The 12,674-nt window shown below is 64.8% G+C and carries 14 protein-coding genes; 12 read left to right on the top strand and 2 right to left on the bottom strand.

Annotation, left to right across the window (positions count from 1 at the left end):
- Positions 1 to 6: 6 nt before the first annotated feature.
- The 7 genes from rplB to rpsQ are packed head-to-tail and all read left to right on the top strand — an operon-like array spanning position 7 to position 3,294.
- Positions 7 to 843 (top strand): 50S ribosomal protein L2, encoded by an 837-nt coding sequence (rplB, locus tag ACQPXH_RS29870; RefSeq protein ID WP_062983234.1) that lies wholly within the window; start codon positions 7 to 9, stop codon positions 841 to 843.
- 15 nt (positions 844 to 858) lie between these two features.
- Positions 859 to 1,140 carry a 30S ribosomal protein S19 gene (rpsS, locus tag ACQPXH_RS29865; protein ID WP_040686549.1) on the top strand — a complete coding sequence of 94 codons (282 nt, stop codon included), beginning with the start codon at positions 859 to 861 and terminating at the stop codon, positions 1,138 to 1,140.
- Positions 1,137 to 1,547, top strand: a complete 411-nt coding sequence (gene rplV, locus ACQPXH_RS29860; protein ID WP_387295067.1) for a 50S ribosomal protein L22 — start codon at positions 1,137 to 1,139, stop codon at positions 1,545 to 1,547. The genes rpsS and rplV overlap by 4 nt, the downstream gene beginning before the upstream one ends.
- Entirely contained in the window at positions 1,548 to 2,357 is an 810-nt protein-coding gene (gene rpsC / locus ACQPXH_RS29855; protein WP_040686551.1) for a 30S ribosomal protein S3, read from the top strand.
- A gap of 3 nt (positions 2,358 to 2,360) precedes the next feature.
- Entirely contained in the window at positions 2,361 to 2,777 is a 417-nt protein-coding gene (gene rplP, locus ACQPXH_RS29850) for a 50S ribosomal protein L16 (RefSeq protein ID WP_014981662.1), read from the top strand.
- Positions 2,777 to 3,016: a 50S ribosomal protein L29 gene (gene rpmC, locus ACQPXH_RS29845; RefSeq protein WP_040686552.1), complete on the top strand. Its 240-nt coding sequence runs from the start codon at positions 2,777 to 2,779 to the stop codon at positions 3,014 to 3,016. The genes rplP and rpmC overlap by 1 nt, the downstream gene beginning before the upstream one ends.
- Positions 3,013 to 3,294, top strand: coding sequence for a 30S ribosomal protein S17 (gene rpsQ, locus ACQPXH_RS29840; RefSeq protein WP_063047820.1), 282 nt, complete (start codon positions 3,013 to 3,015; stop codon positions 3,292 to 3,294). The genes rpmC and rpsQ overlap by 4 nt, the downstream gene beginning before the upstream one ends.
- A gap of 83 nt (positions 3,295 to 3,377) precedes the next feature.
- On the opposite strand, the gene ACQPXH_RS29835 is transcribed toward rpsQ, so the two are convergent.
- Positions 3,378 to 3,851, bottom strand: a complete 474-nt coding sequence (locus ACQPXH_RS29835; protein WP_433599777.1) for a hypothetical protein — start codon at positions 3,849 to 3,851, stop codon at positions 3,378 to 3,380.
- Positions 3,852 to 3,982: 131 nt separating this feature from the next.
- Here ACQPXH_RS29835 and ACQPXH_RS29830 point away from each other — a divergent pair, with 131 nt between their 5' ends.
- From ACQPXH_RS29830 to ACQPXH_RS29810, 5 genes are all read left to right on the top strand, one after another.
- Complete coding sequence (locus ACQPXH_RS29830; RefSeq protein ID WP_433603623.1) at positions 3,983 to 4,495, top strand: helix-turn-helix domain-containing protein; 513 nt, start codon at positions 3,983 to 3,985, stop codon at positions 4,493 to 4,495.
- A gap of 3 nt (positions 4,496 to 4,498) precedes the next feature.
- Positions 4,499 to 4,963, top strand: coding sequence for an NUDIX domain-containing protein (locus ACQPXH_RS29825; RefSeq protein WP_433599776.1), 465 nt, complete (start codon positions 4,499 to 4,501; stop codon positions 4,961 to 4,963).
- A gap of 96 nt (positions 4,964 to 5,059) precedes the next feature.
- Positions 5,060 to 6,244: an MFS transporter gene (locus tag ACQPXH_RS29820; protein WP_433599775.1), complete on the top strand. Its 1,185-nt coding sequence runs from the start codon at positions 5,060 to 5,062 to the stop codon at positions 6,242 to 6,244.
- Between the two features lie 158 nt (positions 6,245 to 6,402).
- A complete protein-coding gene (locus ACQPXH_RS29815) occupies positions 6,403 to 6,864 on the top strand; it encodes an EXLDI protein (protein WP_433599774.1) in 462 nt (153 codons plus the stop codon).
- 41 nt (positions 6,865 to 6,905) lie between these two features.
- Positions 6,906 to 9,077, top strand: a complete 2,172-nt coding sequence (locus ACQPXH_RS29810) for an MMPL family transporter (RefSeq protein ID WP_433599773.1) — start codon at positions 6,906 to 6,908, stop codon at positions 9,075 to 9,077.
- Positions 9,078 to 9,594: 517 nt separating this feature from the next.
- Here the strand turns inward: ACQPXH_RS29810 and ACQPXH_RS29805 are convergent.
- Positions 9,595 to 12,519 (bottom strand): hypothetical protein, encoded by a 2,925-nt coding sequence (locus ACQPXH_RS29805; RefSeq protein ID WP_433599772.1) that lies wholly within the window; start codon positions 12,517 to 12,519, stop codon positions 9,595 to 9,597.
- Positions 12,520 to 12,674: the final 155 nt, after the last annotated feature.

The following is a 12,674-nucleotide window of genomic DNA, read 5'->3' as shown; positions in this document are numbered from 1 at the left end:
GAACTCATGGCAATCCGTAAGTACAAGCCGACTACGCCGGGCCGTCGTGGCTCCAGCGTCTCGGACTTCGCTGAGATCACTCGGTCGACCCCCGAAAAGTCGCTGATCCGCCCGCTGCACAGCAAGGGTGGCCGCAACGCCCACGGTCGTATCACCACGCGTCACCGCGGTGGCGGCCACAAGCGTGCCTACCGTCTGATCGACTTCCGTCGACTGGACAAGGACGGCATCCCGGCCAAGGTCGCGCACATCGAGTACGACCCGAACCGCACCGCCAACATCGCGCTGCTGCACTACCGGGACGGCGAGAAGCGCTACATCATCGCTCCCAAGGGCGTGGTGCAGGGCACCCCGATCGAGTCCGGCCCGACCGCCGACATCAAGCCGGGTAACAACCTGCCGCTGCGCAACATCCCGACCGGTACCACGATCCACAACGTGGAGCTGCGTCCGGGCGGTGGCGCAAAGCTGGCCCGTGCCGCAGGCATGAGCGTCCAGCTGCTCGGTAAGGAAGGCCCCTACGCCACGCTGCGTATGCCCTCCGGTGAGATCCGTCGCGTCGACGTGCGCTGCCGCGCCACCGTCGGCGAGGTCGGCAACGCCGAACAGTCCAACATCAACTGGGGTAAGGCCGGCCGTATGCGCTGGAAGGGCCGCCGCCCCACGGTCCGTGGTGTCGTCATGAACCCGGTCGACCACCCGCATGGTGGTGGTGAGGGCAAGACCTCCGGTGGTCGCCACCCGGTCTCGCCGTGGGGTCAGCCGGAAGGCCGCACCCGCAAGCCCAACCGTCCGAGCGACAAGCTCATCGTCCGCCGTCGCAAGACCGGCAAGAAGCGCTGAAGGAGGAGGTAAGAAATGCCACGCAGCCTCAAGAAGGGCCCGTTCGTCGACGACCACCTCCTCGCGAAGGTGGACGTTCAGAACGAAAAGGGCAGCAAGCAGGTCATCAAGACCTGGTCCCGTCGTTCGACCATCATCCCCGATTTCATCGGTCACACCTTCGCCGTCCACGACGGCCGCAAGCATGTGCCGGTGTTCGTCTCGGAATCCATGGTCGGGCACAAGCTGGGTGAATTCGCGCCCACCAGGACGTTCAAGAGCCACGTCAAGGAAGACCGGAAGAGCAAGCGGCGATGAGCGAATCAAACACAGCGACGGTTCAGAACCCGACTGCCCGGGCGACGGCGAAGCACGTTCGCGTCACCCCGATGAAGGCTCGCCGCGTCGTGGACCTGGTCCGCGGCAAGCGGGTCGAGGACGCACTCGCGATCCTGAAGTTCGCACCCCAGGCCGCGAGCGAGCCGGTCGCCAAGGTCGTCGCCAGCGCCGCGGCCAACGCCGAGAACAACCTCGGTCTGAACCCGGCCACGCTGGTCATCTCGACCGCCTACGTCGACGAGGGCGCGACCATGAAGCGTTTCCAGCCGCGGGCCCAGGGCCGCGCGTTCCGGATCCGCAAGCGCACCAGCCACATCACCATCGAGGTCGAGAGCGTGCCCACTGCCGGTGCTGCTCGCAGCCGCCGGAAGGGAGGGGCAAAGTAAATGGGACAGAAGATCAATCCCCATGGCTTCCGCCTCGGTATCACCACCGACTGGAAGTCGCGTTGGTACGCGGACAAGCAGTACGCGGACTACGTGAAGGAAGACGTCGCCATCCGCAAGCTCCTGGCCACCGGCATGGAGCGGGCGGGCATCTCCAAGGTGGAGATCGAGCGCACCCGTGACCGGGTTCGCGTCGACATCCACACCGCGCGTCCGGGCATCGTCATCGGTCGCCGCGGCGCCGAGGCCGATCGCATTCGCGCCGAGCTGGAGAAGCTCACCAAGAAGCAGGTGCAGCTGAACATCCTCGAGGTCAAGAACCCCGAGTCGGATGCGCAGCTCGTTGCCCAGGGTGTCGCCGAGCAGCTGTCCAACCGTGTGGCGTTCCGTCGCGCGATGCGCAAGGCCATCCAGTCGGCCATGCGTTCGCCGAACGTCAAGGGCATCCGGGTGCAGTGCTCGGGCCGCCTCGGTGGCGCCGAAATGTCGCGCTCGGAGTTCTACCGCGAGGGTCGCGTCCCGCTGCACACGCTGCGCGCTGACATCGACTACGGCCTCTACGAGGCCAAGACCACCTTCGGTCGCATCGGCGTGAAGGTCTGGATCTACAAGGGCGACATCGTCGGTGGCAAGCGTGAGGTCACGGCCGCGGCCGCGCCCGCCGCTGGTGACCGCCGTGAGCGCCGGGAGCGGCCGAGCCGCCCGCGTCGGTCCGGTTCCGCAGGCACCACCGCGACCAGCACCGAAGCCGGTCGTGCAGGCGCCGCTACCGCGGTTGCCGACGCCCCGGCAGAAACACAGGAGGGCTGACGCATGTTGATGCCACGGAAGGTCAAGCACCGGAAGCAGCATCACCCGAGCCGCAGCGGCATGGCCAAGGGCGGCACTTCGGTCGCGTTCGGTGAATTCGGCATTCAGGCTCTCGAGCCGGCCTACGTCACCAACCGGCAGATCGAGTCCGCGCGTATCGCGATGACCCGCCACATCAAGCGTGGCGGCAAGATCTGGATCAACATCTACCCGGATCGCCCGCTCACCAAGAAGCCGGCCGAAACCCGCATGGGTTCCGGTAAGGGTTCGCCGGAGTGGTGGATCGCGAACGTCAAGCCCGGGCGCGTGATGTTCGAAATGAGTTACCCCAACGAGGAGATCGCTCGTGAGGCCCTGCGCCGCGCGATGCACAAGCTCCCCATGAAGTGCAGGATCGTGACCAGGGAGGAGCAGTTCTGATGGCTACCGGTACACCGGCCGCAGAGCTCCGCGAGCTCAACGAAGAGGAGCTCGTCGCCCGCCTGCGCGAGTCGAAGGAAGAGCTGTTCAATCTGCGCTTCCAGATGGCGACGGGTCAGTTGGACAACAACCGTCGCCTGCGCGTCGTGCGTCACGAGATCGCGCGCATCTACACGGTCATGCGTGAGCGCGAGCTCGGCCTGGCCTCGGCACCCGCTGGCAAGGGAGATGCGGCATGAGTGAAGAGAACGTGACCCCCGAGGTCAAGCGCGGCACCCGCAAGGTTCGCATCGGCTACGTGGTCTCGGACAAGATGAACAAGACCATCGTCGTCGAGCTGGAAGACCGCACGCGGCACAAGCTCTACGGCAAGATCATTCGCTCCACCACCAAGGTGAAGGCGCATGACGAGAACGAGATCGCCGGTGTCGGCGATCGCGTCCAGCTGATGGAGACCCGCCCGCTGTCCGCCACCAAGCACTGGCGGTTGGTCGAGGTCCTGGAGAAGGCCAAGTAACCCCTTTTCCGGCGGAAAAGCAAAGGCCCGCTTCCCATTTGGGAAGCGGGCCTTTTTCATATCTGCTCGGCGGTTCGGATTATTCACCCGGTCTGCGGCGGAGCCGGTCTATCGTTTCGATCGAATAACGATGCCAGCGTTGTGCTGATGACGTTCGACAGTATTGGCAGCAATTGATCGCGACCCGGCGGATTGATCCAGTGCACCCCTTCGCGGGTCCACCGCCCGAGGCCCGTCGGTATCATCAGCGCGCTGCCTACGACGGGCACACAAATGTTTTTGCGTGCCAGCAGTTCCAGGACCTGATCACCCGGGGAGTAGTCCACGGCGGCGACGAAGGTCCAGCGGATCTGCCGCGCCAGCACCGGGCCTGGAGTTCCCTGCTGTAGCAAGGAATTTCGGACTTTTTCGGCCAATAGCTTCGGCATGTGGACAATGCTCAGATGGTTCGTCACCGGCAGCATGACATAACCGCCGCGTTCCTCGGCGGGAAGATGAAACTGTTGGCGGTAGTAGTCCGCCCAATCGACGACGCTCTCGAGTTCCTCGGTGTCCACGGTGGCCTTCGTCCCGTTCAGCACTGATGTCGTTTGGTTTGCAAGTAGCCTGAGGCCGGATCAGATGTACGCCCGGAATATCTTTCCGGGATTGTTGCCCAGCCGAGTCGGAAGATTGTGTTGTGCGCGGAATGACCCAGAACCTCACCATCGGTGAGCGGGTGTCTTGGTACCGACGGCGTCGCGGTATGTCCCAAGACGTGCTAGCCGGTCTTGTCGGGCGGACAGACGATTGGATGAGCAAGGTCGAAAACAATCGGATTCCGCTGGACCGCTTGTCGGTGATCCGTCTACTCGCAGACGCACTCGATGTTTCGCTGGGAGACCTGATCGGTGATCCGAGTCTGTTGGAATGGACCACCGACAGCGGGAGTTCGACCATCCCCGCGCTCCGGGCCGCGTTGATGGACTACAGCCATTTGATGCCTGCGCCGGTGCCGCCTGCTCGTGATCCGGAGTCGTTTCAACTCCCCGCGCTCGAACGGGAGCTGCGTGGTGTTTTCGATGCCTATCAGGCGGCCCCGGAACAGGTTCGCCATCATTACCTCAGCCGACAACTCGTACTCACCTGGATGCGCAACGCGCACGGCAGTCCTTCGTTCGTCTTGCAAGCCTTGGCCCAACGAATGCACGTCGTGAGGTAACCAATGACCAATGCGGACAATCGGTTTGCACACGCACGTCTGGCGGCGGGAGCGCTTTTCGTGCGCGGCGACGAGGTGCTGTTGGTGCACAAGACCTACGGCAGCGGTTGGGATATTCCCGGCGGGTACGTCGAGCCCGGGGAGTCGCCAGGTGCGGCTTGCCGTCGCGAGGTTCGCGAAGAGCTCGGAATCGACCGTGCACCAAGGCATTTGCTGGTTCACGATTGGGCGCCGAGCGAGGGCGAAGGTGACAAGATCCTCTATGTTTTCGACTGTGGCGAGATCGGAGCCGATGAGCGAGCCATCAGCCTCCAGGAGAGCGAACTCGACCGCTGGGCGTGGGTCGGGTTGTCGAAGTTCGATGACTACCTGATCCCGCGGCTCGCCCGCCGACTACGTCGAGCACATATCGCACGTTCCGAGAGCCGTACCGTCTACCTCGAACATGGTGAGCCTGCGCCGATGTGATCCGGGCTCGAGCAGGTGCGTGGTTGCGCGCCGTCGGATCGAATCATCGGATTAATCGGTGGCGTGCGAGTGGGCGGGCGTGGGACGCTCGGTCGGGTGCGGGCCTACAGGGAGGTGCTGGCTGACTCGGCGGTACGCAATGTGCTGCTGCTGGGGGTGATGGTTCGCATTCCGTTCTTCGCCGGGTCGGTGCTGCTCGCACTGCATGTAGTGCAGACCTTGCACGGGTCGTATGGGCAGGCCGGGGCGCTGAGTTCGGTTGTCACGCTGTGCGTCGCGGCGAGTGGGCCGTGGCGTGGCCGTATGTTGGACCGGTTCGGGCTGCGGCGCACTATTCTGCCGTCGATCGTGGTCGGGGCGGCGTGCTGGTCGATCGCGCCGTTCGTCGGGTACGAGGCGCTACTGGTGCTGGCTGCGGTCGCCGGGCTTTTCGATATTCCGATCTTCACTGTGGTTCGGCAGGCCGTGATCGCAACGACCACCGAGCAGAGCCGTCAACCGGCGCTGGCACTGGAATCGGTGTCGGTGGAGATGGCGTTCATGGTCGGGCCGGTGCTCGGCGTCGCCGCCGCCACGGCTTGGTCGACAACGCTCACCCTATTCGGCATGCAGATGGCGCTGGTGTTGGCGGGAGTCTTTGTGTGGGTGCGTAATCCGCCGCTGCGCTCGGATGACAAGGCCGGGGCCGCGACGGTGCCGCGGCGCGAATGGTTTCGGGTCGAGTTCGTCGCGCTGTGCATCGGCGCGTGTGTGGCGATCGCGGTGCTCGCGGGTTCGGAATTGACATTCGTATCCGCGATTCGCGAGTTCGGCGCGCAGCGGTGGCTCGGCGTGGTCATGGCGGTCTGGGGTTTCGGTTCGCTGGTCGGCGGGCTTGTCTACGGCGCTTTGCGCCGATCCATTTCGACGTATGTGCTGCTCGCCGGGCTCGGCGCCGTCACCATTCCGATGTGCTTCGCCATCGGTCCGCTATCGCTCGGGGTGACCGGGCTCATTGCCGGAGCACTTTGTGCGCCAACGCTTGTCGCATCCGTGGATCAATTGAGTCGAATTGTTCCGGAGGGCGGGCGCGGCGAGGCGATCGGCTGGCACGGCGCCGCGATGACGCTCGGCAACGGCATCGGCAGTTCTCTCTGCGGCGTCGCGATCGACGCGGGCGGATTCCCGGCGGGCTTCGCGGTGGCCGCGGCACTCGGGCTCGGACTCGGTATCGGGCTGTTGCTGCTGGTCAGGGTGGTGCGTCGGGTCGACCGAGAGGAGGTGCCCGTTGGGGCGCGCTGAACTCGCTCGGCGCAGGTCTTGCGTTATACGTATACATCTACTTATAGTGATTCTCGACGGACGCCGAGGAGCGGGCTCGAGGCGACCGGTAAACAGCAGATCGACTCACCGCAGCGGACCGAATCGAGTCCGCTGGCGTCGAACCAATGCTTTTGTATATGAGACGGGGAATCATGACACCGGATTCGAGTGCACCGACCGACACCGCTTCGGATGTGACCACGATCAATATCGAGAAGAACGCATCGGATATGCGCGATGTGCTGCTCGAGGTCGGTCCCGGCGGCCTGCGCCGACAGCGCTTCGTCGGGCGAAAGCTCGGTGAGACAAGGGAATTCACCAAATCGGGAATCGAGGTGATCCGGGTCTACCTGAGCCGCAAGGGCAAATACGTTGTGCATCGGCAGCGGGCCGACTGGATGGACTTCGCGCTGACGAACTGGACCAAGAATCTGAAGAACTGGCGCGAGATCTTCGACGTCGGCGACCAGAACTGGGGCGACTACACGGTGGACATCGTCGACTCGGTCGAGGAACTCGCCGGGCGGATTCCGGCACGCATCTACCGCGAACTCGTCGGCACCGCGACGAGTCCGAACATCGACGAACTCGACATCTGAGACCGGTCCGCTCGTTCGGACCTCGAAAGGACTTCTCCCACATGTTCGCTCGACTGGGCGCGATCGTCGTGCACAACCCGTTGAAGGTGATCGGTCTCTGGCTGTTCATCGTGATCGCGGTGGTGGCCACGGCGCCGCAACTGAAATCGACCACCGACCAATCCGAATTCCTGCCATCGCATTACGAGTCGATTCAGGCAATGCAATTGCAGCAGAAGGCATTTCCGCAACAGCAGGCGCCTGCGGCGCTGCTCGTCTTCGTCCGCGCGGACGGCGCACCGCTGTCCGAGGCCGATTCGGCGAGCGTGACGGCGATCGCGTCGAAGCTCGACGACCAGAGAATAAAGGACGTCATCGGCATCCAGGCCGTTCCGCCCTCGGAGAACCGGTTGGTGCAGATCGCCGCCGTGCAGATGACGAAGGTGACCAATGCGGGCGATACGACGCAGAGCGATGCGGTCAAGAAACTGCGCGACGCATTGCGCGATCAGGTGCAGAGTTCGGATCTGAAGGCGGGCGTCACCGGTCAGGCGGCGCAGATGCTGGACCAGACCGAGTCCGGTGAAAAGGGAATGGCCATTATCGGCATCGCCACAGTGGTGCTGATTCTGGTGTTGCTGCTGATCATCTTCCGCAGTCCGGTGATCGCGCTGCTGCCGATTGTCGTGATCGGCGCGGTCTCCGGCACCGTCGGCGGCCTGATCGCGATGGTGAGCAAGGCCTTCGATCTGAAGGTCGACAGTTCGGTGAATTCCATTCTGCTGGTGGTGCTTTTCGGTGTCGGCACCGACTACATCCTGTTCCTGATGTTCCGGTACCGGGAGCGACTGCGGTCCGGCGAGGATCCGAAGACCGCGATGGTCAGTGCGGTCACCAAGGTCGGCGAGGCGATCACCTCGGCGGCCGGTGCGGTGATCATCGCGTTCATGGCGCTGATCCTGTCCACACTCGGCATGTTCCGTGCGCTCGGTCCCGCGCTGGCGATCGCCGTCGCGGTGGCGCTGCTGGCCGGTCTCACGCTGGTGCCCGCCGTGGTTTCGCTGTTGGGCACCAAGGTGTTCTGGCCGTCGAAGGCGTGGCAGCAGGAGCCGAAGGGTGCGCGCTTCGGTGCGATCGGCGCGGCGATGGGGCGGCGGCCCGGTGCGTTCGCGGCCGTATCCGGTGGGCTGATGGTGGCCCTGGGTGTGCTTGCGTTCGGCTTCCATCCGACGTTCGATCTGAGCTCGGGCTCGACCTCGGATTCCTCCGAATCGACGGTCTACAACCAGGAATTGCTCAAGGGGATGCCCGCCGGATCGACCCAACCGTCCGAGGTGCTGTTGCATTCGGACACCGGCGCACCGCTCGATAATGACCAGCTCACCGCCTATCGCGCCGTACTCGCCGCGGTGCCGGGTGTGAGTCAGGTCGGGGCGCCGACGGTATCGAGTGACCGACTGGCCGCCGACTTCCAGGTGACCCTCGATGGTGCGCCCGAATCGGATGCCGCGCTCGATACGGTGCGTGGTCCGCTGCGCGATACCACGCATTCGGCGGCACCCGCGGGCACTACCGCTGTGGTGGGTGGCATCTCGTCGGTGTTCGTCGACTTCCAGGACGCGATGGTGCACGACTACAAGATCGTGTTCCCGGTGGCGGCGATTCTCATCATGATCGTGCTCGCGCTGCTGCTGCGCAGTCTGGTGGCGCCGTGGTACCTGATGGCCTCGGTCTTCCTCGGCTTCGCCGCGACGCTCGGTGCGGCGGTACTCGTTTTCCAGCACTTCCAGGGCAATTCCGGACTGATCTTCACCCTGCCGGTGATCATGTACCTATTCGTGGTGGCACTCGGCACCGACTACAACATTCTGATGGTCGCTCGCTTGCGTGAGGAGGCGCGAGCCGGAAACGAGCCGAAACAGGCTGCCGCCCTCGCGGTTCGGCACACCGGTCCGACCGTCGCCGCAGCCGGTGTAATCCTGGCGGGCACCTTCGCCTCGATGATGTTGGCGGGCAACAATGTGCTGTCACAGATGGGCTTTGCGATCTCGGTGGGCATCGCGATCGCCGCATTCGTCATGGCGATGTTCTTCACCCCGGCGGTGACCGCGCTGATCGGGCACCGTGCCTGGTGGCCGGGGCATGGGGATCGGGATTCGAAGGGTGCATCCGAGGGGATGGCGGAAGATACGCGCTCGGATCCGTACGCATACTCGGATACGTTCTCCAACTAAAGGCCGAGCAGGCAGCGGCAACAGGTCGAACCTCGCAACACAGATCAGTCCAGCCGTTGAGTGAACAGGGCCGTCCGACTCGGGATATCCAAGTCGGACGGCCCTTCTCGTCGTCCTCAATGCTCGTTGCCGCATACCCAGCGACTACCTCGCATACGGTGTGCAACCCTATGTGAGGTAGTCACTCGGCATGCGTGAGCAGGAATCACCGAACGCCGCGCTGCTGACGGTGCTGTTGCGCCGCTGCTGACGTCGCGCTGTCGCTGCTGACGCCGCCGCTGCTGACGTCGCGCTGTCGCTGCTGACGCCGCCGCTGCGTTGCCGCCGTCGGCCGTCGCTGCCGCTGCTGTCGGGCTTGTCGTTACGTCGCTGTCGCTTTCGGGCTGTCACTGCTGTTGCTGCTGCCGCTGAGCCGCCGACGGCCGCAGCTGCGCGGGTATTCGTGTGTGGGGAGCACCGAATGTCGCCCTGTCGGTGCTGCTGCCGTGCTGTTGTCGGTTGCAGTGGTGAGGTCTGGTCAGCTGCTGATTGCGTAGGGGCGGCGGACTCGGCGGGCGAATTCCAAGACTTGGGCGATAGCGGTGCGGGAGAGGCCGACTTCGGCGCCGATGCTGGTTGGGGTCCAGGATTGGTCGGCGAGCATGAGGATTTCAGCGAGTTGTTCCACGGGGATGACCGAGAGGCCGCGGCCAGCGATTGCGCGGGCGACCGACCACACCTCGATATCGTCGCTCTCGGAGCCGAGGTTCTCGGTCAGCACGTTCTCGGCCGAAAGCGATTGCACGACTTCGCTGATCACCTCGCTGGTGGTCCGGCGAGGTGTGTCCTCCGGAACGAGTTGCCTGACGTCGGCATCGGATACTGTCGCCTGATCCTCGTGATCGACTGCGGAGTTGTCGGCGCTCGAAGTGCGGTGACCCTCCATTGCTCGTGTGATTCGTTCGGCCGGCGTCGGTGTGGCGGAACCTCGGGTAGCACGCTGGGGTTCGGTGGGTGTGCTTGTGCGTGTGGGGGTTTCGGCGCGAGTGCTGGACTTCGCAGGGCGGGGAGCGTCAGCTGGCGTGCCCGTGCCCGCAGCGGTTGCGGTGTGGGGCACCGTGGCGCGATCGGTATCGGCCTGTGCGCGGTCCCCGGTGTCCGTACTGGTCTGCGCAAGGGATTCGACAGTCGCCGTATCGAAGATGCTCAGCTGCGACTGCGCTGCAGGGCGTGCTGCGGCCCGCTGCGGTTCCGCTTCTCCGACAACAGAAGTCGCGCTCGCACTGCGATTGGAACGTTCGTCGCGACCGGACGCACTGGTCGTGGCATCGGGTTCGAGGCCTGCAGCCGTGGAGGCCGTGCGCTCGTCCGGAGTGCTGGCGTCGGCCGCCGTTGCAGCCCGGAGGTCGATATCTGTAGCAGGAGCTGCGTCTTCTGTGGCAGGCAAAGCCCCACGATCGGCGGCCGCAGGTGCTGTGCGAGCATCGAAGCCGCTGGTATTGGAAGCCGTGTGCGCGTAGCGAGTGGAAGCAGTAGTCGCGGACGCGGTACGGACGTTGGCGGCAACAGTCGTGTGCTCATCGCTAGCAGTCGCCGCGGTCCTGGGCTCGAGTCCTGCTGCGGCAACAGTCGTGTGCTCGTCGCGGCCGCTGGCACTCGGCGTAGCCGTCCGGGGAGCTGAGCCTGTGCTCGCGGAAGTTGTGCGTTCATCGGCCGCGGGCGCCAGCGCGGTCCGGGGATGCGTGGTATGGGGATCGAAACCTGTTGTGGCAGTGAGAGTCATGCGCTCATCGCCAGCAGTCACTGCGGTCTGGGGATCGAGACCGATTGCGGCAGGAGTCGTGTGCTCATCGGCACCGGTATGCGCGAGTCCGTTCGCGGCACCGGCCGTGTGCTTGTCGCGGGTGCTGGCGGCGCTCGGCGCTGCCGTTTGTGGCGTGAAGTCCGTGTCGGTGAGGGGCGTGCGCTGATCGGCACTGGTATTGGGGACGAGTCCGTCCGCGGCGACGGCCGTGTGCTCGTCGCGGGTGCTGTTGGCGGCGCTCGGCGCTGCCGTTTGTGGCGCGAAGTCCGTGTCGGCGAAGGTCGCGCGCTCATCGGCACCGGGCCTTGGCGCGTCTCGAGGCTCGAACCCGGCAGAAGTCGTGTCCCGAGCATTCATCGGTGCCGTCGCGGACTTGCCGAGCGCAGTGGCGTGACCTGCGCGCTCGGCGCTCGCAGCCGTATCTGGTGTTATGCGCTGATCGAGGTCCGTGGCATGAAATGTGTTCTTGCCGAGGCTGTTCGCGGCGCTCGCCGACGTATTGGCCGGCAATGTTCCGTTGGCGTGGGTATAGGGCCGCGCGGTGTCATGGATCGGATCCGTCGCACGCACCGCGTTACCAGCGCGGTAGTCGTCGTTCGGGAGCTGTTGGGTGAGACGGCCGTTCGTCGAGCGGGTGCTCTGTGCGTGATAGACAAGCGTTTCCGTGCAATCGAGGCGCGAGACGGGAACCGAGTCGGGTTGGGCGGTACGCCTCGCCGCATCGGCGACGTGGGGATCCATATCGACCGGGAAGCGGACACCGGCTTGGTCGAGCAGGGGATCGAAACCCGTGGCGGCGAGCAGTTCTCGACGGTCGGTGGGTTCATCGGCACGGAACGTATCGATGGGTGCGCCACGTTCGGTGGTTACTCGATGCCGGGGCGGCAGGTCGGGTTCGTCCTCGACCAGCGGTACACCGTCGATGAGCAGGGCGTATCGCGCGGAAACCCAGGCGTGCAACCAGATCACGACGCCGACCATGACCGGTGCGATCGCGTATTCGGCGGCCTGACCGAAGGATCCGGCGGCCAGGTGCGGGCCCGCGTTGAGCGCGATGGTCGTGCCGAGCAAGGCGGCTTCGAAGAAGACGACCTTGCCGCGGTCGAGTTCGCGGCCCCAGCGGGCGGCCGTCGTCGCGGCCACCATGATGGTGATGATCGGGATCGAGATCATTGCCTCGATCCCATAGCTCAACCAGTACAGGGGATCTGCCATATTCCCGCTGGGCACCAGGTTGTGCTGCACATTCACCCCGGCCCACACCATGCCGAGCACCACGACGGTGATCAACGCACGCGAGGACCATTCGGCCCGCCGGTACAACTGGGCAAGGCGCGCATCCTGATTCGAGACCCGTCGCCGCGCCGCCAGTGCGCGCCGATGCCAGCGGGCGTCCGCGTCATCGGCGCGCTGGATGGCGGACATGGTTCGCCGGTTGCGCTTCTCCGCCGTGAGTTCATCCTGGACAGCCCGTTTCCGCTGCCCCCGGCGCTGCGCCCGAACCCATTGCGCGAGTTCGCGTTCCGCATCGATCTCGTCATCCGATAATGCCTGTACCAGCGCCGCGTCATCCTGCAGCGGCAGCCGCCCCCGCGCGTTCGCGACCCGCTCGGCCAATGCGGCGATCTCGGACCTACCGGTCGACTGTTTGTCGCGCATCGCGAGCCTTCCCAGGAGCAGGTGTCATATCGACGCAGACCTACATGCTCGAACATATGTGTGATCGCACCGAGATTAAACCGGTACGCGCCCGAGGTCAATGCCGCGGACCCCGAAAACTCGAACAAATGCGCGAATCGCAAGCTCCCGGGCTT

The sequence above is a fragment of the Nocardia sp. CA-135953 genome (assembly GCF_050955735.1).
GTDB lineage: Bacteria > Actinomycetota > Actinomycetes > Mycobacteriales > Mycobacteriaceae > Nocardia.
This window is presented reverse-complemented; position numbering and strand designations above follow the sequence as displayed.